General features: G+C 60.4%; 27 protein-coding genes, 1 tRNA gene and 1 pseudogene. 7 read left to right on the forward strand and 22 right to left on the reverse strand.

Features of this window, described 5'->3' with window-relative positions; genetic code table 11:
- The 4 genes from B5E56_RS14560 to B5E56_RS01455 all read left to right on the forward strand — a co-directional run.
- Positions 1–1,422, forward strand: a 1,422-nt coding sequence (locus B5E56_RS14560; RefSeq protein ID WP_343214220.1) for a hypothetical protein, incomplete at its 5' end; no start/stop codon positions are given.
- A 148-nt stretch (positions 1,423–1,570) separates the two neighbouring features.
- A complete protein-coding gene (locus B5E56_RS01445) occupies positions 1,571–2,062 on the forward strand; it encodes a hypothetical protein (RefSeq protein ID WP_087187473.1) in 492 nt (163 codons plus the stop codon).
- A gap of 15 nt (positions 2,063–2,077) precedes the next feature.
- A complete protein-coding gene (locus B5E56_RS01450; protein ID WP_164496866.1) occupies positions 2,078–3,424 on the forward strand; it encodes a transglutaminase-like domain-containing protein in 1,347 nt (448 codons plus the stop codon).
- Positions 3,425–3,547: 123 nt separating this feature from the next.
- The gene (locus B5E56_RS01455) at positions 3,548–4,138 is read left to right on the forward strand and encodes a TetR/AcrR family transcriptional regulator (RefSeq protein WP_242958749.1); all 591 of its coding nucleotides are present in this window, start codon (positions 3,548–3,550) and stop codon (positions 4,136–4,138) included.
- 56 nt (positions 4,139–4,194) lie between these two features.
- On the opposite strand, the gene B5E56_RS01460 is transcribed toward B5E56_RS01455, so the two are convergent.
- Positions 4,195–4,794 (reverse strand): TetR/AcrR family transcriptional regulator, encoded by a 600-nt coding sequence (locus B5E56_RS01460; protein ID WP_158098636.1) that lies wholly within the window; start codon positions 4,792–4,794, stop codon positions 4,195–4,197.
- Positions 4,795–4,952: 158 nt separating this feature from the next.
- Between B5E56_RS01460 and dpaL the strand changes: the two genes are divergently transcribed.
- The 3 genes from dpaL to B5E56_RS01475 all read left to right on the forward strand — a co-directional run bounded on the left by dpaL (position 4,953) and on the right by B5E56_RS01475 (position 8,058).
- A complete protein-coding gene (gene dpaL, locus B5E56_RS01465; protein ID WP_206404951.1) occupies positions 4,953–6,167 on the forward strand; it encodes a diaminopropionate ammonia-lyase in 1,215 nt (404 codons plus the stop codon).
- 176 nt (positions 6,168–6,343) lie between these two features.
- On the forward strand, positions 6,344–7,378 hold the full coding sequence (locus B5E56_RS01470) for an ornithine carbamoyltransferase (RefSeq protein WP_087388043.1): 1,035 nt from the start codon (positions 6,344–6,346) through the stop codon (positions 7,376–7,378).
- 17 nt (positions 7,379–7,395) lie between these two features.
- Positions 7,396–8,058, forward strand: a complete 663-nt coding sequence (locus B5E56_RS01475; RefSeq protein ID WP_143382694.1) for a hypothetical protein — start codon at positions 7,396–7,398, stop codon at positions 8,056–8,058.
- On the opposite strand, the gene B5E56_RS01480 is transcribed toward B5E56_RS01475, so the two are convergent.
- The 21 genes and pseudogenes from B5E56_RS01480 to B5E56_RS01580 all read right to left on the reverse strand — a co-directional run bounded on the left by B5E56_RS01480 (position 7,998) and on the right by B5E56_RS01580 (position 20,267).
- Positions 7,998–8,948: a glycosyltransferase family 2 protein gene (locus B5E56_RS01480; protein ID WP_087187478.1), complete on the reverse strand. Its 951-nt coding sequence runs from the start codon at positions 8,946–8,948 to the stop codon at positions 7,998–8,000. The two genes, B5E56_RS01475 and B5E56_RS01480, sit on opposite strands and share 61 nt — an antisense overlap.
- A gap of 252 nt (positions 8,949–9,200) precedes the next feature.
- Positions 9,201–9,277: transfer RNA gene (locus B5E56_RS01485), tRNA-Arg, on the reverse strand.
- A gap of 105 nt (positions 9,278–9,382) precedes the next feature.
- Positions 9,383–10,237 (reverse strand): annotated as a pseudogene (locus B5E56_RS01490) (nucleoside recognition domain-containing protein); the annotation flags it as partial.
- 60 nt (positions 10,238–10,297) lie between these two features.
- Positions 10,298–10,765, reverse strand: a complete 468-nt coding sequence (locus tag B5E56_RS01495) for a phage holin family protein (RefSeq protein WP_087388047.1) — start codon at positions 10,763–10,765, stop codon at positions 10,298–10,300.
- A gap of 1 nt (position 10,766) precedes the next feature.
- On the reverse strand, positions 10,767–11,522 hold the full coding sequence (locus B5E56_RS01500) for a peptidoglycan recognition protein family protein (RefSeq protein ID WP_087388049.1): 756 nt from the start codon (positions 11,520–11,522) through the stop codon (positions 10,767–10,769).
- Positions 11,515–11,883: a hypothetical protein gene (locus tag B5E56_RS01505; protein ID WP_087388052.1), complete on the reverse strand. Its 369-nt coding sequence runs from the start codon at positions 11,881–11,883 to the stop codon at positions 11,515–11,517. Before B5E56_RS01505 ends, B5E56_RS01500 begins: the two co-directional genes overlap by 8 nt.
- Positions 11,884–11,911: 28 nt before the next feature.
- Complete coding sequence (locus B5E56_RS01510) at positions 11,912–12,046, reverse strand: XkdX family protein (protein WP_087388055.1); 135 nt, start codon at positions 12,044–12,046, stop codon at positions 11,912–11,914.
- Positions 12,043–12,339 carry a toxin-antitoxin system toxin subunit gene (locus B5E56_RS01515; protein WP_242958721.1) on the reverse strand — a complete coding sequence of 99 codons (297 nt, stop codon included), beginning with the start codon at positions 12,337–12,339 and terminating at the stop codon, positions 12,043–12,045. Before B5E56_RS01515 ends, B5E56_RS01510 begins: the two co-directional genes overlap by 4 nt.
- On the reverse strand, positions 12,323–13,414 hold the full coding sequence (locus B5E56_RS01520; RefSeq protein WP_087388057.1) for a sigma factor-like helix-turn-helix DNA-binding protein: 1,092 nt from the start codon (positions 13,412–13,414) through the stop codon (positions 12,323–12,325). The genes B5E56_RS01515 and B5E56_RS01520 overlap by 17 nt, the downstream gene beginning before the upstream one ends.
- A complete protein-coding gene (locus B5E56_RS01525) occupies positions 13,411–13,665 on the reverse strand; it encodes a hypothetical protein (protein ID WP_087388060.1) in 255 nt (84 codons plus the stop codon). The genes B5E56_RS01520 and B5E56_RS01525 overlap by 4 nt, the downstream gene beginning before the upstream one ends.
- A 4-nt stretch (positions 13,666–13,669) precedes the next feature.
- Positions 13,670–14,317, reverse strand: a complete 648-nt coding sequence (locus tag B5E56_RS01530; protein ID WP_087388062.1) for a hypothetical protein — start codon at positions 14,315–14,317, stop codon at positions 13,670–13,672.
- The gene (locus tag B5E56_RS01535; protein WP_143383110.1) at positions 14,314–14,622 is read right to left on the reverse strand and encodes a hypothetical protein; all 309 of its coding nucleotides are present in this window, start codon (positions 14,620–14,622) and stop codon (positions 14,314–14,316) included. Before B5E56_RS01535 ends, B5E56_RS01530 begins: the two co-directional genes overlap by 4 nt.
- Before the next feature lie 10 nt (positions 14,623–14,632).
- Positions 14,633–14,899 (reverse strand): hypothetical protein, encoded by a 267-nt coding sequence (locus B5E56_RS01540; protein ID WP_143383111.1) that lies wholly within the window; start codon positions 14,897–14,899, stop codon positions 14,633–14,635.
- Between the two features lie 6 nt (positions 14,900–14,905).
- The gene (locus B5E56_RS01545; RefSeq protein ID WP_087388071.1) at positions 14,906–15,271 is read right to left on the reverse strand and encodes a PF13754 domain-containing protein; all 366 of its coding nucleotides are present in this window, start codon (positions 15,269–15,271) and stop codon (positions 14,906–14,908) included.
- Entirely contained in the window at positions 15,264–16,145 is an 882-nt protein-coding gene (locus B5E56_RS01550; RefSeq protein ID WP_087388073.1) for an Ig-like domain-containing protein, read from the reverse strand. The genes B5E56_RS01545 and B5E56_RS01550 overlap by 8 nt, the downstream gene beginning before the upstream one ends.
- Before the next feature lie 18 nt (positions 16,146–16,163).
- On the reverse strand, positions 16,164–16,739 hold the full coding sequence (locus B5E56_RS01555; protein ID WP_087388075.1) for a putative phage tail protein: 576 nt from the start codon (positions 16,737–16,739) through the stop codon (positions 16,164–16,166).
- Complete coding sequence (locus B5E56_RS01560) at positions 16,739–17,827, reverse strand: baseplate J/gp47 family protein (RefSeq protein ID WP_087388077.1); 1,089 nt, start codon at positions 17,825–17,827, stop codon at positions 16,739–16,741. The genes B5E56_RS01555 and B5E56_RS01560 overlap by 1 nt, the downstream gene beginning before the upstream one ends.
- On the reverse strand, positions 17,814–18,242 hold the full coding sequence (locus B5E56_RS01565) for a DUF2634 domain-containing protein (protein ID WP_158098637.1): 429 nt from the start codon (positions 18,240–18,242) through the stop codon (positions 17,814–17,816). Before B5E56_RS01565 ends, B5E56_RS01560 begins: the two co-directional genes overlap by 14 nt.
- Positions 18,239–18,643: a DUF2577 family protein gene (locus B5E56_RS01570; RefSeq protein WP_087388081.1), complete on the reverse strand. Its 405-nt coding sequence runs from the start codon at positions 18,641–18,643 to the stop codon at positions 18,239–18,241. Before B5E56_RS01570 ends, B5E56_RS01565 begins: the two co-directional genes overlap by 4 nt.
- Positions 18,640–19,626: an XkdQ/YqbQ family protein gene (locus B5E56_RS01575; protein ID WP_087388083.1), complete on the reverse strand. Its 987-nt coding sequence runs from the start codon at positions 19,624–19,626 to the stop codon at positions 18,640–18,642. Before B5E56_RS01575 ends, B5E56_RS01570 begins: the two co-directional genes overlap by 4 nt.
- On the reverse strand, positions 19,623–20,267 hold the full coding sequence (locus B5E56_RS01580) for a LysM peptidoglycan-binding domain-containing protein (RefSeq protein WP_087388085.1): 645 nt from the start codon (positions 20,265–20,267) through the stop codon (positions 19,623–19,625). Before B5E56_RS01580 ends, B5E56_RS01575 begins: the two co-directional genes overlap by 4 nt.
- Between the last annotated feature and the right edge of the window lie 4 nt (positions 20,268–20,271).

Genomic DNA, 20,271 nt, shown 5'->3' on the forward strand with positions numbered 1-20,271 from the left:
GCCCAGGAGCCCCCCGACTTTACCGCGCCTCCCGCCGAGGAAGAGCCGCAGCCGAAAAAGGGCTTCTTCAGACGGCTGTTCCAGAAGATCGGCAACTTCTTCCGGAAGCTGTTCCACCGCAAGCCCAAGGAAAACACCATGCCGCCTCTCATGAGCACCGCTCCGGGAGGCTTGGGTACCGAAGCCCCACCTTCCGACGATACCTCCGTGACAAAACAGCCAGAACCCACCTCTCCCCTTCCGGAGGAGCCGTTTGCTGAGCAACCTGTCGAGGCGGGAGCCGCTGTTCCTGATGCTGTCATCGAGGAGCGCTCCGACGAAGTGGTTTCCGACCAGGATGTTCCTGCCGCTGAACCGGAATCCACCTCTCCCCTCCCGGAGGAACCGCCTGCTGAGCAACCTGCCGAGGCGGAAGCCGCTGTTCCTGATGCTGGCGACAAGGTTTCCGATCAGGATGTTCCTGCCGAGGAAATTGCCGAAGATGCTGACCCGGCTCCCATCCAGGAGAATCCGGCTCCGATTGAGCAGGACACCCTCCACTTTGAGCCGGAACAGGTACAGGCCGGCGGCGGAAGCCCCATTTCCCGCAAGCCCTACCACCTGCGCTGCTACCTGCTCTACGGCGGTACCCAGGTGCCGGAACAGATCGACGTACAGGGTACCAGAGATTATCTGGAGGCCCTGGGCTTCGGCAACAGCGAGCTCAAGCAGGCCCGGGCAGGCCGGGACACCGCCGAACGGATCGGCCAGGATATCCTGCGGGACGGCAGCCGCTGCTGCGACTTCTGCGGCGTAGAGCTGACCGGAACCGAGTATGAGATCCTCTCGGACGGTCGGGACCGCTGTATTACCTGTAGCCGAACGGCAGTCAAAACCGAGGAAGAATTCCGGGCCATCTACCAAACCGTGGTGCAAAACCTGGAGATCTTCTACGGCGCTAAGATCTCGGCGTCGGTCCGGGTGGAGATGGTCAACGCGCAAAAGCTCCATCGGCGGCTGGGCAAGCGCTTTGTTCCCACCGGAAAGAGCGACGGCAGAGTGCTGGGCGTAGCCATCCGGGACAAAAAGGGCTATACCATACTGGTGGAAAACGGCGCGCCCCGGATGCAGTCCACCATGACCATCGCCCATGAGCTGATCCACATTTGGCAATACCTCAACTGGGACAGCAAAGCCATCCTGAAACTGTACGGCAAAGCCCAGGAAATCGAGATCTATGAGGGCATGGCAAAATGGGGCGAGATCCAATATGCCTACCTCATCGGCGAACGGGCTCTGGGCAAGCGTGAGGAGCTGCTCACCCGTATGCGGGATGACGAGTATGGCCGCGGCTTCAACAAATATCTGGCCCGGTATCCGCTCTCCACCGACGTGCAGCTGCCCGGTCAAACTCCTTTCACCGACAAGCAAAAGCCCCTTTAAGGTAGTGAAAACACACCCCCTGTACGGCAATTTGCTGTACAGGGGGTGTGTTTCTTTATCGTTGTAAAGCGCTGTTTTTCCTGCTATAATGGCTTTGCCCACATCAATCAGAATGATGCCGCCAGCTGGCAGATTTGGAGGATGCGCTATGAAAAAAATGACCTGTGGCCTCTCCGCTCTTCTCCTTTGTCTGGGCCTTCTCTCCGGCTGTACCTCTCAGCCTGAGGCTTCCAAACAGGATACCATTCCCTTTGAGGACGGACAGTACTATGCCGTGGCCTACCTGGGATATCAGCAAATCGATGATCTGGACTACTATGTGGAGCATTATCTGGATCATGACAGCCTGCCTGTTCACTATCTCTCCGCCGGAGACTGCTATCTGGTGATCCCCAGATATACGGGTATGGAGCTGTCCCTGTACCGCAACGATCTGGAGACCTCCCAACCCATTCTGATCTACCAGGACCCGGATTGCCAGCCCTTTATCCTCCAGTGCAACGCCAGCGATATCTTCGCCGACGCAACCATCCGTCTGACCTACGAGGACGAGACGGCAGAGTTTTCCCCCTTCATCTCTTTGAAGGACGGCTCTGTAGACATTGGAACGCAGGGACTGGATATCACCAAAGATTCATAAATGGAGGCCTGCCATATGACCAAAAACGACTCTTTTCTGCACCTGAACGATCCGCTGCCGGCAGACATCGCCCGCCGGAAGGAGATGGGCGACCTGGCAGGCGCCATCCGGCTCATCGACCAGCGTTTGGCCAGCCATACCCAGCCTCTGCTGACTCCCCGCCTGGAGGCGGAGCGGCTGCGGCTGACCCGTCTGCCTGGCGACTACCCCTACTCCCGTGCTGAGGCCCTGGCTATGATCCGCGCAGAGTGGCCCCAGTGCACGGAGGAACAGTTTGACACTCTGGTGGACCACGGGCGCATTGACTGGCGCATGATCGACGGAGAATTGCGGTGTCAGGAGCGGTTCCTGGAGTCCCTTCGTATATACCCCAAAGAAGCCCCCGGTCTCATACAGGAGCCCCAGGATCACTCCGCCCGGGACGCCGTGTTGGCCAGGATGGAGGCTGAGGGTGCCCTTGCTGCCCGCATCACGCTGCGGGCCACCATCCGCTCCCTGGCGCCGGTAACCGGGCAAGAGGTTCAGGCCTGGCTGCCCATCCCCGCCGCCTGTCCCCAGCAGAGCCAGATTCAGATTCTGGACCACACACCCGGCGGCATAGCCGCTCCGGAATGTGCCCCTCAGCGCACCATGTGGTGGCGGACACAGGGGGTGGATACATTCTCCGTAACTTACCGCTATCTCATTCGGGCCCAGTATACCGACCCCATGACACTGCCGCTGGACCCTGTTCAGCCCACCTTCGATCTGGAGGAGCAAGCTCCCCACATCGTCTTTACTCCCTACCTGCGGGCACTTGCAAAAGACATCTGCCGGGGGTGCTCCACACCGGCAGAAAAAGCCCGGGCTATCTATGACTATGTGACCGGCCAAGTGGACTACCGCTACCAACCCGCCTACCTCCAACTGGACTGTATCGCCGACCAGTGCGCCAAGACCCTGCGGGGAGACTGCGGCGTATTTGCCCTGCTCTTTATCACCCTGTGCCGTATCTCGGGCATCCCCGCCCGGTGGCAGAGCGGCCTGGCCGTCCGGCCCGACAGTGTTGGCCCCCACGACTGGGCCATGTTCTATCTGGCGCCCCATGGCTGGCTGTGGGCAGACTGCTCCTTTGGCTCCTCGGCCCGGCGCAATGGAGAGACCGAGCGCCGCCGGCACTACTTCGGCAGCCTGGACCCCTGGCGTATGGTGGCAAACAGCGCCTTCCAGGCGCCTCTGACACCGCCCATGCAGGATTGGCGGCAGGACCCCTATGACAATCAGGTAGGCGAAGTGATGGTGGGCGGCCGGGGACTGGATGCCTCGGAGCGGGAGACCAGCCAGGAGCTTCTGGAGTTTGAGCTGCTGCCCGGAGAAACCTGATAGGCATCCTACTGTCGGAGGACTCATCCGACCTTCCGGGCCATTGTAACCAGGGCCCCGCTCCTTGACAGGCTTCACCTAAAACGATAAAATGATAAAAAAAGGAACTAAGGCGTGGGAAAGATGAAGGTTACACCACAGGAAAAAACCATATTGGACGCGGCCCTGGAGGTCGTAGCAAGGGAAACCATCAGCCGAACCAGGATGCACCTGATCGCTGAAGAAGCAGGAATGTCCCAGTCTAATCTGCACTATCACTTTAAAACAAAAGATGCACTGATGAAGGCACTCTTCTGCATGATTCAGGATACGTTTACAGAGCGCCGCAAGCAGGATGCTATGGATCCGGATACACCTGTTGAAAGTCAGATCGCGCATTTCTTCCAGGAGCCCAGACGCCTGTTGGACGAAGACTGGCGCTATGAAACGGTACAGATCGATTTCTGGCTGTATGCTCATACAGAGCCGGAGATGCAGGAGTTGTTTGACGAGAGTTATGAGGGCTGGCGGGAACAGGCCATCCGCCTGATCGCGCAGGCTTATCCCGAAATTCCCGCCGAAACCCAGCGGGCACTGGGCTATATTATGGTATCCATGTTCGTAGGCGCCGTCATGCAGATTATGAACCGAGCCGACTTTGATTTGGATCGCTATTTTGAGGTATGTACAAAATTGATCCTTCTGGAGCTAAACAAGCTGCATCAAGCAGGTTGATTGGTTCCTATACAGAGAGCGCCCCCGGAAAGAGATTCTTTCCGGGGGCGCTTTTATCATGCCTGTACAGTTGATGGAGCGGTATGAAGGTATTCCATGAGCATATCACAACAGAGGGACGCATACAGGTCCAAATCTACCGTCAGCTTGGAATTCAGCACCTGAAGGGACTCTCCCATCATCATGGAAACCATGATATGAGCCAGAAGGGCGGCTGTTTCCGCTTCTACTGCAGGATCATACAGACGAATGGTTTCTGCAATATGCTTTCTCCAAATCTCATAAGACTGATAGAACTCCTCATTGATCTCAGGATCCACCCGTCCCATGCACCAATAGTCAAACTGGGTTCTGTCATATTGAGGTTCTTCCTCAATAATCTGCTTTTTCTGCTCAAAGAAGCCAGCCAACTTGTCTGCCAGGGTATTAGAGTGTTGGTTGAGTACCGCCTCTCGCTTTTCTGAAAAGTTTTTCTGGATATAGCGCAGCAGGGCCAGCAGCAAGTCCCGTTTTGTCTTGAAATAGTAGTGGAGATTGGACTGCACCACTCCGGCCTCCTCTGCGATCAAACGCATACGGGTCCCGTTGAGTGTTTCCCTGTCTACCACCTCAAACGCCGCAGCCAGGATCGTTTCTTCCATAGGATTATATTCCATGATCGGCATCCTCTTTTCTGCCATCCATTTCGTATCATCAGTATATCAAACCGGTCGTAAAAAATCAAACCCATTAAACTGACTGACTAGTCGATTCATTCTCTGGGATGTGATATATTTGCCATACACCGGCACAAAGCCGTCAGAAATGGAGGATCATTATGGAAGTCATCAAGTGGAGCGCCAACAAAATGCCCAAAAGCGGGGACCAGCAGCTGAGCGTCATGGCTCTGGATGAGGTGCAGCGGGCCCGCAGATTTCACCAGAGTTTTCCCCAATACGCTGTTATCCCTCTTGCCAGGCTTTCCCGTATGGCCGGACATCTGGGGCTGAAGGATGTGTTTGTTAAGGATGAGTCCTACCGGTTTGGTCTGAATGCCTTTAAAGTCCTGGGCGGTTCTTTTGCCATGGCCCGGTACATCGCCAAAGAACTTGGTAAATCTGTAGACGAGATGAGCTATGATTACCTGACCAGCAACCAGCTCAAGCAAGAATTTGGACAGGCCACCTTCTTTACCGCCACAGACGGCAACCATGGCCGCGGTGTGGCGTGGGCTGCCAACCGCCTGGGACAAAAGGCCGTTGTCCATATGCCCAAGGGCAGCAGCAAGTCCCGCTTTGACAACATTGCCCGGGAAGGTGGCAAGGTCACCATTGAGGAGGTCAACTATGATGAATGTGTACGTATTGCCGACGCCGAGGCTGCGGAAACCCAGCGCGGCGTCGTAGTGCAGGACACCGCCTGGGATGGCTACGAAGAAATCCCTGCCTGGATCATGCAGGGCTACGGAACCATGGCTATGGAGGCCGCCGAGCAGCTCAAGTCCCTTGGCGCCGCCCGTCCCACCCACATTTTTGCGCAGGCGGGGGTAGGCTCCCTGGCTGGTGCAGTGGTAGGCTTCTTCCACAATCTCTTTCCCGAAAATTCCCCAAAAACCATCATCATGGAAGCCCAGGCCGCCGACTGCCTCTACCGGGGTGCCGTGGCAGGTGACGGACAGCTACGTACCGTGGACGGCGATCTGCAAACCATTATGGCGGGCCTGGCCTGCGGAGAACCCAATACAATTTCCTGGGACATTCTGCGCAATCACGCTTCCTTCTTTGTCTCCTGCCCGGACTGGGTGGCTGCCAAAGGTATGAGAATGCTGTCCGCCCCCTGCAAAGGCGATCCCCAGGTGGTTTCCGGAGAAAGCGGCGCAGTGGGAATGGGCCTGCTGGCCACTTTGATGGAGAACGCGGAGTACCGCGAGTTGCGGGAGGCGATCGGCCTTGATGAAACCTCCAGCGTACTTCTCTTTTCTACCGAGGGCGACACTGATCCCCAGCGTTATCGCGATATCGTATGGAACGGGGCCGATATCTCCGTCTGAATGCCTAAATTTCTTTTGATTTTTTTGTCCAGAATAGAAGATTGACACAAAAAGAGCTTTGTCATATAATGAGCGCAGAAAATCTGACTGACTAATCAAACTAATGCGAGCCACAGGCTCGTTTTAAATGGCCTCAAATTTGATCAATCAGTCAGTCTAAAACGGAGGGAAATATTATGGTAACTTCTATGGGCGGCAAGCACCTGATCACTCTGCAGGAATGGACCAACGAAGAAATCGATACCCGCCTGGACACAGCTTATGATCTGAAACTGAAATTCGCTCGGAAGATTCCCCACGCAAGCCTGCGGGACGAGACCGTATTTATGATGTTCTTTGACGAGCCCACCCGTACCCGTAACTCCACCGAGGCCGGCGCCACCCAGCTGGGCGCCCACGCCCACTTCCTGGATGCCAGCAAGATGCAGATCCAGCACGGCGATTCCGCCAAGGATACGGCGATGATCCTCTCCAGCTACGGTCACGCCATTGTCTGCCGTCACTGCGGCTGGGGCGTGGGCAACGCCTACATCCGTGAGATGGCCAAGTATTCCAGAGTGCCCGTTCTGAATCTCCAGTGCGACCTGTACCACCCCATGCAGGGTCTGGCCGACCTGATGACCATTCAGGAGCATTTTGGCCGCACCAAAACCCAGGGCCTGAAGGTCTCCATCATCTGGTGCTACGCCACCACCCACAAAAAGCCCATCTCTGTGCCCGTCACCCAGGCGCTGCTCTTCCCCCGCTACGGGATGGAGGTCACCCTGGCCTATCCCGAAGGCTACGAGCTGCCCGACTGGGTGATCGCTCAGGCGGAGGAGAACGCCCGGAAGAACGGCGGCACCATCCGCATCACCCACAACATCCGTGAGGCCTTTGAGGGGGCCGATGTGGTGATCCCCAAGAACTGGGGCAGCTGGTACGCCGACAGCAAGAAGGTTCCCACCGATGAGAAGCGCGCGGGCAACACCACCCTGACCCAGGAGGAGCTGGAGCGTCTGGCAAAGAATAAGTCCTGGAAGTGCACCCAGGAGCTGATGGATCTCACTTCTGAGAACAGCATCTATATGCACGCGCTGCCCGCCGACCGGGTCAACGAGGTAGAGGACTCCGTCATTGATGGTCCTCACTCCATCATCTATCAGGAGGCCGAAAACAGACTGCATACAGTCAAGGCTGTTATGGATCTGACCATGGGTGGCAGACGCTGAGTAAAGGAGGAGTTTTCATGGATATCTCCACGAATGCCGCCGGGCTGAAGCTCTCTTCTCCCCTGCTCCCCGGCTCGGGCCCATTGACTGGAGACGCCGAACGGATTCTCTATCTGGCCCGGCAGGGACTGGGCGCCATCGTAACAAAGACCATTGCCCCTGAAGCAGCGGAGGTGGGCCGCCCCTGTATCGCAGGCAACCGGACCATGATCTTCAATTCCGAAGCCTGGTCGGAGCATCCCGCATCCCAATGGATCGGGGAATACCTCCCCGAGGTACGCAATCAGTGTGACACGCCCATCATTGCCAGTGTGGGGTACGACGACGAAGACCTGAAGCAGATGGTCCCTCAGCTGGAGCCGCTGGTGGCCGGATATGAGTACATTCCCCGGTATGTGGGCAAGGACTTCGACGAGGTCAAGCGGATCGTGGCAGTGCTGCGGGGCCTCACCAAAAAGCCCGTCTGGGTCAAAATGAACGCCAATATTTCTGATCCCGTAGGCTTTGCCGCCTCCTGCCGGGAGAGCGGCGCGGACGGAATCGTGGCCATTACCTCTCTGGGGCCCAATATGGTCATCGACATTGAGCACCGCCGTCCCCTAATCGGTACGGCCGACGGCTACCGGTCCTCCAGCACCTCCCGGATCAGAAACCGAGGCCGTCCCTTGGTCTCCAGATAGGTTTTTCCGATGTACTCCCCGATCACACCCAGGGACAGGAGAATCAGCCCGCCGATAGCCCATACAGAGCAGATCACGCTGACCCAGCCCAGAATGGTGTCCCCCATGGTCCAGCGAATCATGGAGTAAATCAACACAGCCACACTGACCAGAAAAACCAGGAATCCCAGCCCGGTGATCATGTGGAGAGGCTTGACCGACAGAGAGGTAATTCCCTCCATGGCAAAGGAGAGCATCTTTTTCAGGGGATATTTGCTCTCACCGGCAAACCGCTGTCCCCGCTCGTATTCCACCGTGCCGGTACGGTAGCCGATCATAGGCACGATGCCCCGGAGGAACAGATTGACTTCATGAAACTGGCTTAGGCCCTCCAGCGCCTGTCTGGACACGAGCCGGTAATCGGCGTGATTGAATACCGTCTCCGCACCCAAACGATTCATCAGCCGGTAAAACGCCTCAGCGGTAAATCGTTTGAAGAAGGTATCCTTCTGCCTGGAAGAGCGCACCCCGTACACAATGTCGCAGCCGTTCTCATACTGCTCCACCATGGCATCCACCGCGTCCACATCATCCTGGAGGTCGGCATCCATGGATATGGCCATATCGCAGCGGTCAGCCGCTGTCATCAGTCCCGCCAGCAGGGCATTCTGATGTCCCCGGTTGCGGCTTAGGTCCACGCCGCTGAACAGCGGATTCTCCCTGTGGAGCTGTTGGATGATGCGCCAGGTACTATCCCTGGAACCATCGTTGACAAAGAGTACCCGGCTCTTCTCCGAGATCTTGTCCGCCGCCATCAGAGCCTCCAGTTTGTCCCTTAGTCGCCGGGCGGTCTCAGGCAGCACGGCCTCTTCGTTGTAGCAGGGCACTACAATATAGAGAATATCAGCCATTTTAAGATTGTCTCCTTATCCAGCATAAATAGTTCTTTATGAAAGAAGACAAAATGCAGTCCAAAGTGCAACCGGCATCGTCGGTGAGAACAGAAAAAACGGCCTGGACACAGGAAATCCAGACCGCTTTTTTGCAAAGGCTAAGAAATGATCGGCATCATCTAATCAACCAAAGCAGATAAGCAACAAGCGTTTTTTCCAAAAAATCAAAAAAAGAAATCCTGTAACCCTTGTGGTTACAGGATTTCTTCGTGGTACGCCCGAAGGGACTCGAACCCCCAGCCTTCAGAACCGGAATCTGACGCTCTATCCAATTGCGCTACGGGCGCATCTGACACGTTCTTTTAACGTGCCAGATTATTATAGCAATCATCCCCCTGTTTGTAAAGAGTTAATTTTGATTTTTCCTAAAAAAACTTCCAGTCAGCTCTTATTTACACTGCCCCCAGCATCCTTGAGGCAGTGGCTGTCAGTAAACAAAGGCAGATTCCCAGCGCTGTTGGGATGACCACAGCCAGCACCGTCCATCTTACACTGCGTGTTTCCCGCGCGATGGTTAGGCAGGTGGTGGAGCATGGCCAGTGGAACAGAGAAAACAGCATGGTACACAGTGCTGTGGTCCAAGTCCAGCCGTTTACCACCAACAGTTCCCGAAGAGCCTCAAGGCTTCCCGTATCTTGTAAGGTTCCAGTGGACAGATAGGACATGAGAATGATGGGGATCACAATCTCATTGGCAGGGAAGCCTAATATAAAGGCCATCAAAATAGTGCCGTCCATGCCCAACAACCGGCCGAAGGGGTCCAGAAAACCAGTGCACCAGCCCAAGATGCTGGTTCCTCCTACAGTAATGTTGGCACATAGCCAGATCACCAAACCAGCGGGCGCGGCAACGGCGACCGCCCGCCCCAATACGAACAGCGTACGGTCCAGCACCGAACGTACCAGAATCTGCCCCACTCTGGGGCGGCGGTAGGGCGGCAGCTCCAGGGCGTAGGCCGACGGAATCCCCTTCAGCAACGTATTGGATAAGAGATGAGATATGCCGAAGGTCATAACCACGCCCAGCAGGATGGCCCCGGTGAGCAGCAGTGAGGATGCCATTCCCTGCCACAACCCTCCCGCCGTACCCACAAAAAACATGGTGATCAGAGCAATCAGGGTTGGAAATCGCCCATTGCATGGAACAAAACTGTTGGTAAGGATGGCAATCAGCCGTTCTCGGGGAGAATCGATGATGCGGCATCCCACTACACCGGCGGCGTTGCATCCGAAACCCATACATATAGTATATATAACAATGTAAACTCAAACAGCCCTCCGGAAAGTCCGAAGGGCTGTTTGAGTTTATCATTCTTTAGATGACATATTGTCCCCCGCCTGATCTACCTTGGACTCCAATGCTGCGATCATTTTGGTGAGCCAGGACGGGATGGGCGCACCCAGGGCGCCGGCGTTCTCGATGATGGAACCGGCCTCGGTGAGGATGTACCAGATCACTACCAGGGGGCAGAGCAGCACCGTGTAAGTAAAAGGCAGCTCCACCCCCGGCACATGGGCCAGCAGGTGACCGATGACCGTGTCCAGGATGGCAGCCACGATGACGGCCACCACGCTGCCCAGCTTGTGCCAGATTCCGTCCCGGGCTGACTTGCTGGACCACTCCCCTGCCCGCAGGGCTGCGGCGGAGCCGGTAGCATAGTCGATGATCATGCACCCAACCCAGGCCACCACCACCCAGCCAAACCAGCCCCACAGGGCAGTGAGCGCGGCGCACACGGCGGCCACCGCCGCCTTAAAGGTATTGATGTGCTCCATGTCAGCCACCTCCCTCCGGCAGCAAGCCCAGCCGATCCAGTACCAGGGAGGCCTGTTCCCGGGACAACGGTGCCTGGGGTGCGGTGCCATCAAACACGCCGGCGGCCTCCGCCTTCTCCCAGGCCTCCTGGGACCAGCTGCTGCTCTCTTTGCTGCGCTGCTGGGTAAGGTAGACCTCCATCATGGCATTGAACTGCTCCTGCGTCACTTCTTCCCCCTCCTCCAATCGTTTGTTGACCTCTGCCGCGATGTCCCCCTCCAGGGCATACAGGTAATCCCCAGGGCAGGCCTTGGCAGCAAAGTCCCGGTGGCAGGTCATGTTGCACCCACCCCGGTGATTTACCCGGTCGCTCTTGTTGTTGGACCACACCAGGCGCTTGATGCCGTTCCGCTTGCAGATGTCCGTCAGCAGGTCAATGAGAGCCGCCAGGGCCTGCTCGGTGACCTTATAGGGACTCACCGATTCGCTGGACACCTCAATGGTGATGGCCCGGTGGTCATTCTCCCGGTTAGAACTGCACCAGGACCGGTTGGCCTCCTCCACGCACAGGCCGATGCTCCCATCCTTCCCCACGGCGTAGTTGCAGGAATAGCCGTTTACAGGGTCGTGCTCGGTAAAACTGGGGAGGCCCAGAATACTCTGAGCCGTCCCCTGTCCTGCCGTACAGTGGATGGTGATGGTATCAATGGCGTGATTCCGGGGCTTGTTGCAGTTGGGGGACAGCCTGGTGTAAGTCACCAGCGGGCTGTTACTCATTTCTGTCCTCCACCAGGGGCATGGGGGTGTACTCGGTCATGAGCCGCACCATGTCGTCATAGTCACCGGCTTCCCACAGCCTGCACAGGTCGGTATACCGCGCCTGACGCCGGGCATTCATGGCCGTCCAGGCCTGGGCAAAGGCATCCTCGCCCATAGCCTTTTCCCGGGCCTGCAGGGCGGCAAAGTCGGGGATGTACTTGGCGGGAATGCCCTCCACCGGGTCCACGGCCCTGCCATGGCGGATGTTGTTGCGGATCTTGGAGGCCGCCACGCTCAGGTCGGACACGCCGGTCTCCCGCCGGTCCATGGCCGCCCGGGCATAGATGGCGACTACCAGTTCATTCAGGTTCGTGTTCATATTTGTTCTCCTTTCCATATTGCCACGCCTATTCAGCGTTGGGCTCCTGGGTGATCTCCCTGGCCTGGTCCTCCGTCAGCTTGCCTGCCGCCGCCAGGGCCTCGATCCGGGTTCTGTCCCACAGCTTGGGATAATACTTCTGGGCCAGTTCATATACGTTCACAGTTCCACCCCCGTCATAATGGCCAGATAGTCCACGTCCGCCCGCAGCCGCTCCATCTCCGTGGGCGCCTGCTCCGGCTCCTCCGCCGGTTCCGGCTTCTGCCCGGGGGTCAGGTCTACCAGCACGCCGTCCTCGATCTTCAGGTCACAGTAGCCGCAGCAGTCCCAGGCTGCCTTCTCCAACTGGGGCGGCACTGCGATCCACCCCTCCAGCCAGCACTCGGTCCGGTGGCTCTGGCTCTGCAGGCCGTGGCCTCCGTCCTCTCTAGCCGCGATCTCAATAATGGTCAACATCCAAATCCCTCCTGATCCATGCAAATAAGTGATACAACAGCTTGCGGATCCAGCTTGCCCGCTCCCGTCGGCCTCCCCCCTGCCCCTCCAGCCAGGCCAGCAGCTTTCCGGAGCTCCAGCCCTCCGTCCGGATCTCAGGCGCTTCTGTTCCTGCACCCACCGTCCGCACCTGACCGCCCCGCACAAAGCGCAGAAGCCGGTCCTTCAGGTGGATGGGCGCAGGCTTGGGGGTGGATTTGCTCCGCTTTTGGTAGGTCCGCTTCTCCCGTGGTCCCTCCTCCGGGGGCAGGTCGTTGAAGTGGGCCATGAGCCGCTCCTCCAGGCTGTCCAACCCCCGCACCTCCACCTGCTCCCCCAGAGCCAGGCTCTCCAGCCGCTTCAGGCCACACCGGATGGAGCGCAGCACCGAAGCGTGATCCACACCCAGCAGGGTGCCAATCTCCCGCAGGGAGAGCCACTCACCATAGTAGAGGTACAGATAGGTCTGCTGCCGCTGAGTAAGCCGGTCCAGCACCATCTTCAGCACTTTCGGATCCCCCAGGTCCACCACCAGGGGGCCACCTTCCTGGCGGCCCAGCAGCTGATAGATGGCCCTGGCATCCGCCTCGATGTGGCGCTGCCCCCGCTGGAGGGTGCGGCACACGGTGGAGCGGTTCTTCCCCGCATCCCGGGCCACTTGGGCCTGCCTCCTGCCCCCGTCGGTACCGGCCAGATAGGCCTCCTGGGTGGGGCTGATACCCGTCCGGGCCGCCCGAACAGCCAGGCGCATCTTGTCCTGCTCGGTGGGGCCCTCCGGGTCCTCGGCACTCTCCAGCTCTGCCCAGGTCTGGTACTGGAGCTTATCCCACTGCCAGCCCTCCAGCCCGGACCAGGTCCTGCCCCGGCTGATCTTGTGCCGGGGCATCAGCTCCCGCAGCTGCCGGGAGCAGTCCACCAGGTCCTCCCCGATCCGGGCCAGCTCCAGACGGATGGCCCGGGCCTCCCGGCCCTGGGCTTTCTCCAGCTGAGTCTGAAGGGCCGCCTTTTGTTCCCGCAGGGACTTGGCCTGGGCTTTGATCTCTCTGGCCTGGCTCATTTTTTACTCATGTCCATGCGGGGCGCCCGGAGATTGGAGGTGGTATACGTCCCGTCCCTGGGCCGGGTGTAATATCCCTGGGTGAGCTGCCGCAGGTCCCGCATCTCCGCCAGCATCTGCCGCAGGAGCGCCAGCTCCCGGGCAGCGACGGAGTTTCCCTGTGCCGCCTGTTCCTGCCGGTCCTCAATGGCCAGCCGCAGCCGCACAGCGGCCTCCCGATATTCCTCTGCCAATTCTGTCAGCTTGGCCATCGTCTCACCCCGCGTCCGGCTTTCCGATATGCTCAATCTCGTACCAGGTCTTTCCCTCCAGGCCGCCCCAGGTATATCCCAGGGCCTCCAGCACGTCCCAGGTCGCTCCATACTTAAACACCAGGGCGGTGGAGCCGGTGGCCGACAGGGTCAGGCCCTCCTCTCCCACAGCAATCACCCGGATGGTGGCGGTGACCGACGTCTCCCCGTCTCCGTGGATGCGGATGCCGTCCAGGGCATCCTGGCCGTCAAAGCGGGTCATGCCCCCGGCAGGCTGATAGACCGCAGTCACCCCGGTGCCTGTCTGTACCGTCCATCCGGGGGCCTCCACGGTCAGTGTGGCAGCCCCATCCCCTGTGATCTCCACACGCAGCGCCCGGATCCTGCACAGGGCTGTGATGCTGCACATGCCGGTAAACTCAGCCACCTCACCGGGGCCAAAAAAGCCATAGGAGACGTCAAACTCCGGTGTCAGAGCCGCCTGGAAGACCTGCAGGGAGGTGTCACCCTGGGCGATACGCAGCACTTTGGGTATCAGCGTCTGGAGGGATTCATCGGCGGTGGCCGATACTCCCATCCGGGTCAGATTCTCGGCCAGGTCATCCCGGAGCCCGCACAGCAGCGAGATATACGGCGTCAGGTTCCCACTCACGACGGCACCCCCACCACCTGCTCCAGCAGCTCAGCCAGGCCATCCAGGGCCTCGACGCAGCTGGCCGCATTGGCCACAGCCTCGTCCAGCTCAGCGCCTGTGCAGGCCAGCTCATATTCGGTTGCCATACTATCCCTCCTCACCGCCAGGCGTTTTCCATCCCGCAGCCGGGCAAAGGCGCCGCCCGGCAGGATCACCCTGGCGCTGTCCGTTGCCTGGACGCGCACCGCGATCCGCCCACCCACTTCCACCGGGTTGGGCAGAATGGAGACCGCCAGGATCACCGGGGAAAACCGGTCCGCCATACCGCTCACCTCACTTGCCCACCTGGATGGAGACCCGCTTTTTGATGACCTCGGTACCCACCGAGAAGGTCACCGTCAGTTGATACAGACCGGTGGTTTTGGGCTCCACCTCCACCCGGAGGTTGTGATCCACGATCTCAGCCACGCCCTCCTCCAAGGTGCCGCCGCCCTCCAGGCGCCAGGTGGCGTCCCGGATGGTAAAGGCGTCACTGTCCCGGATGGTAACCTGCAGCGTCAGCCGCCGGCGTTCCCCCAGCAGCATTCTGAACTCCTGCACCGAAACTCACCTCCCACACAGCTGGCAGCGGATCAGCTCCACCGCGACCTCATGGAGATCCACCGTGATCCCCACCGGATCCGGCAGCAGCCGGGCAGAGATCTCACGCCGGGACAGCACCGCCGCCACCTGATCCGTGGACCAGTCCGCGCCCACCTCCAGCAGCTGCACCCTGCAGCACAGCTGGGTGATGTCGTAAGTCATGAGGATGGAGCAAAAATAGCTGCGGTTGCCCGCGTCATCCTCTGCCCACAGGGCTACGGTATACTCCCCGGTGGGCCTGGAGGGGACTGTGGTTTCCCACAGCCCCTCCTGACCCTGCCGGAGCAGGATCTCCGCGCCGTCACAGCTGCCCCAGATCCGCTTAATCATCGGTAGCCTTGACCCGCAGGACGAAGGTGGCGCCGCAGTCCACGGGGTTGGGCGTCATGGATACGCTGATGAATACAGGGGCGTTGGTATCCAGATAGACGGTGCGGGTGATGACGGTCTGCTTGCCCGCCGCATCGGTGGCCTTGACGGTGATCCGGTTCTCACCCTCGGTCAGGGTGACCTGGGTGGAGAAGGTACCGCCCTCGTCCACCACCACCGGGGTATCGTTGACCGTCAGCGTGACGGGGCCGGAAGTCACATCGTTGGTCTCGCCGCTGACCACCAGCTTGCTGTTGTTGGTCTTGAAGCCCTCCACAGGCGCCGTGACATTCAGGGTCGGCGGCACGGTATCCGTGGTGAAGGTGACGGAAGCCTGCTGGGCGGCGTTGCCGTCGTGGTCCGCAGCGTCCGCCGTAATGGTGTGGGGGCCGTCCTCCAGGCCGGACGCGGAAGCGGTGAACAGATACCCGCCGTCTGTGGCCTCGCCGGATGCCTCCAGCGGTGCGCCGTCCACCTTGATCACCACAGTGTCAGGATCCACCCCGGAATCGTTATCTGTGATCTTGACCGTGACCACGGGCGCAGCCGTGCCAAGATGAGCGTCCGCGGTGGGAGACGTAATGGTAATGACCGGGGCCTCCCGCTCCTTGGCCTGCAGGCGCAGCTGCGTGCCAAACGTCGAATGGTCATCGTCAATGGTGGTGGAGTTGCCGCCTTCGTCGGTGGCGGTGAGCTCCACAGGGTAATAGTGCCCCTCCTGGTTATAGCTGGACAGCGCAGGGGCCTGGATCTGTACCACCCAGTCGCCGCTGCCCTCTTCCTGGGTCAGCTGATAGGTCTGGCCGTTGATCCTGGCCGTCATGGTTTTGATCATGTGTTTCCCTCCCAAATATCAGGTTGTTTTCGGGTGACAATAAAAAAGCAGTTCAAAATGCCCCCAGGTAGGGAACTGCTCCTCCATCCCTGCCCAGGTGAGTGCCGCTTCCTCCAGGTCTCCCCAGGTGATGGGGCTGATGACAAATTCCAGATGGGCCGGCTTCACCAGCTCCACCGAATCCCGGAGCAGTTTGGCATCAATGCGGATAAATCCCCTCTCATCCCCGTAAAAGGCCAGGGAAAAGGTGTATTCAGAGAAATGTTCTGTGACCTTTACGTCGTAGCCCGTCAAAGCCTTGGCCATGGACTCGATGAGGGCCGCGTTGGCGGTGCCGCCGGCGCACAGCTGGGCCACCACCGCCTGCCGCCGCTCCTCCAGGGTGGCTCCCTGGGCGGGGGTGCGACCGGTGAGCCGTTCCCACTCCGTCAGCCCGGCCTCATTGGCCGTGTGGGCGTAGAACTCCAGATAGAGCTGCCTGGCCCCCTCCAGCAGTTCCTGGGACAGATCTGCCATGGGGTCGGACACTCCGGCGGTATAGGGGCTGTCCAGCAGCCGCCGGGGCAGCCGCTCCAGCACATCACGGGCACCCATCACGCACCTCCCGGGGTGATGGTCACCCCGGCCAGCACCGGCACCTGCTCCACCGTCTTGGACAGGTTTGCACCCTGGCTGTTGAGCCGCAGGTCGGCATAGTCCACCACGCCGTCGCAGGAGAGCAGCCGCAGTGCCACCTGGTTCAGCCGGATGGTGGCATCGGTACCAAACTCCATGGACTCAAACATGGACTGCAGCAGGCCGGACAGCTGCTTCTCCACGGCGTCCGCCTGGACGCCGCTGTCCAGCGTGCAGGTGGTGGTGACCGTGATCTCCAGGGCCTGGGCGGACACCGCCGTCACATCCGCCCCGATGACCCGCCCCTCGTCCAGGATCTGCTGGGCCTGGGTGACGATGAGCTCGTCCACCGGCTGCTTGTCCGGGCTGGCCAGCACCACCTTCACGGTGCCGGGGCCGTCCCACAGAGGGATGGTCTTGGCCTGGCCCACGCCGGGGGTCTGGCGGGCCAGCTGCTCGTAGTAATACACGTTGCCGCTGGCCACCGGTTTGGACAGCCGGGTGTAGATCCGCTCGTAAAAAGAGGCGTCGCTCTCGCCGTCGGCCCCTCCCTCGCCTGGGCCGGCATTGGTGACGCTCTCCACACCGGGAATGGTCACCAGGAAGCGGGTCACGCTGCCGGCGTCCACGTTGTACCCCTCACCGGCAGTCTCCGCCGTGGCGGGTGCTGTAGCGGTGCCGTCCGCTATGGTGACCTGCAAATCGGTGCGGAAGCGCAGGCCGGAGGGGGTGAGACACACCGTCCCCGCCGGGATGACCGCCCCGTCCTGGCCGGTAAAGGTGAGGGTCACATGGGCGGTGGAGGCGGGAGTGCGCTCCATGCCGTACTGTCCGGCAAAGAGGTCCAGATAGGGCCCGGAATCCGGCCCAGGGACCGCGGCCGCCAGCAGCACCCGGAGCTGCTGCCACGCCTTGTAGATCTGATAGGCCGCCTCTGAATAGATCAGGTCGGTATAGGAGCCCTCCCGGGTGTCGATGTCCAGCCCGGCAGCCGTCAGGCGGCTCACCAGCTCCGCCTTGATGCTCTCCGGCGTGACCTCGGTACTGATGGCACTAAAGTCCAACATCCACGCTCACCTCCCCATAAATGGTGCTGACGGCACACCGCAGACTGAGGGTGGAGCCGGAGAAACTCACCTGGATCTGCTGCACGTCGTTGATGTAGGGATTGACCGTCAGGCACTCCCGTACATAGCGCACCGCCTCCGCCTCCTTGACCTCGGCGGTGTAGGGCCGTCCGGTCAGCTCCTGGAGCTCGCAGCCGTAGTCCCTGGTGAAGAGCACCAGGTGGCCCCGGACAGCGTGGAGGGCGTTCCACGCCCAGGTGGCCACCGCCTGGGCCCCGGTGACCCATACCGGGCTTCCGCCCTGCCAGAGGGGCCTGTCCGTCTCAAAATCCCAGGCGATCTCCCGGTACAGGGGCAGCACACCCGTCCCCTGCCCCGCCTGGTCGGGGGCGCTGATCAAAGGAAAGAGTGTCACGGGCTCACCACCTTGCAAAGTACATAGTAGATCTGGCCTTCGGCGTCGGGCAGCAGCAGCACCTGGTCCCCCACTGCCAGCCGGTGGCTGTTCAGGGTCACCGTTCCGGGCAGCTCCCACAGAGGAATGGAGGTAATGACGGCCATGCCGGTGTCGATACTGGTCCGGACGGATGCGCCGTCTATGTCCAGCGTGATCCGGAAGGGGCCCTCCTGCCTGGGCCACAGCCGGGCGTCCACCATCAGATCCTGCTCATCCAGCGTCATACCGCCGGCCTGGATCACCAGCCGCCCCTCTCCCACATCCAGAACAGTGCCCCGCAGCAGGCCGGGCGGCCACTGGCCTTGCGCTCGCTTGTCGATCTCCAGCAGTAAGCCGCTGTAGGGGTCTTCCGCATTCATGTCACTTCACCTCCCGATTCTGTGGTATACATCACGTTGCGCAAATTGAGCGTCAGCTGCACGGTATAGCCGTTCTCATCCCAGATGTGCTTGTCGGCGTCGATCCACAGCACCCCGGACAGGCCGGTCACCGGCTGCCGCACGATCACGGTCCGGCCGGTGGTAAGCCGGATGTCCCCCAGACAGGTCACCGTCACCTTTTGGGCCAGGCCGTTGTCCTCCAGCAGCTGCTTGGCCTCGGCCTGGGCGTCCTCTCCCTCCCGCTGGGTGATGTGCTGCTCCAGCAGGCCGTACAGGTCCACCGCGGATTGATCCCGCACCGTGGTCAGCCGCACCCCGTCGGAGTTGTAGATGCCCACGCTGTTGACCATGTCCTCAATGGACTCGGTGGTAGTGGAGGTCAGCAGGTTGGACTTGGGGCGGATCACCAGGCTCTCCCCCGTCTCGCTGCGCTCCCGGACGGTGAGCTTGTCCCACTCGAAGCGGGCCAGGTACTGCTTTCCCGTCTGCCGGGAGGCCAGGGTATACAGCGTGGTGACAATGCGCCACAGGTCGATGCCGGCAAATTTGCGGCTTACCGCCACCCCGGTGGCCGCCAGTTCTCCCACCGGGATACTGTAGCTCTGGCACAGGCGGCGCACCGCGGACTCCGGCGTCTCTCCCCGCACCTGGAGGGTGCCCTGGTTGCCCGCCAGGTACATACCCCGGTCCATGGCGGTGACCGCCACGGTGGGCCTGGCGTCGCTGAGGGTGCGGGTCACCACCGGCCCCTGAAAGAGCTGGGCCCCGCTGTCGTCCCAGAAGCCCGCCATGGCCCCCACCGGACACTCCACCGCCGGCAGGTTGGGATCAGCCTGACTTACTGCCAGGTCAAAGCTGAGGGTACGGGCGGCCCTCTGCTTGTCGCCGCTCCACTCCACATTGCTCACCAGGCCCCAGGCATTCTCCACCGTCCTGCCGCCGGAGGTAAACTTTAAAATCACCCGCTCACCCCCAGCTGGCCCACAGGGGGCAGGGTGAGCACCTGGCCTGGGAAGATCAGGTGGGGGTTCTTGATGCCGTTGTAGGTGGCCAGGGCATTGTAGTACTTGGCGGTACCGTTGCCGTAGAACCGGCGACAGATCACCGACAGGCAATCCCCGGCCACCACTGTGTAGGTCTGGGCCTGTCCGGTCTGCTCCGCCTCGCTGCGGCCGCCCGAGCTGCCCGACTCGGAGGTCACCGCCTCCAGGGACTGGACCTCCTTCAGGTAGAGCTTGGCGTACACGTCCCCGGTGCCGTCCCGCTCCTCGTAGGAGATCTCCTCAATGACCACCTGGGCATTGACCACGCCGGGCACTACATAGCGCACGATCTTCTTGCCCCGGGCCCAGGCGGAAAACTTGTTGACGTAGTAGTAGGGGTCGGCCACCGCACCAGGAGCACTGTAGGGCCGCTCCCCCGCCGGGAAGAGACACTCCAGCGCCCCGCTGAAAGCGGAGGGATCGCCGGGCAGATAGACGGTGCCCGTGCCGTTGACGGTGAGCTCCCGCACGTTCTGTCCCGCCCCCCAACCGAAGGGCAGGGGCGGCACCGGCAGGCTCAGCTCCTGGCCGTCCGCCAGAAATGAAAAGGTCAGCGCCATGGTC

This window comes from Flavonifractor sp. An112 (assembly GCF_002161085.1).
GTDB classification, from domain to species: domain Bacteria; phylum Bacillota; class Clostridia; order Oscillospirales; family Oscillospiraceae; genus Flavonifractor; species Flavonifractor avicola.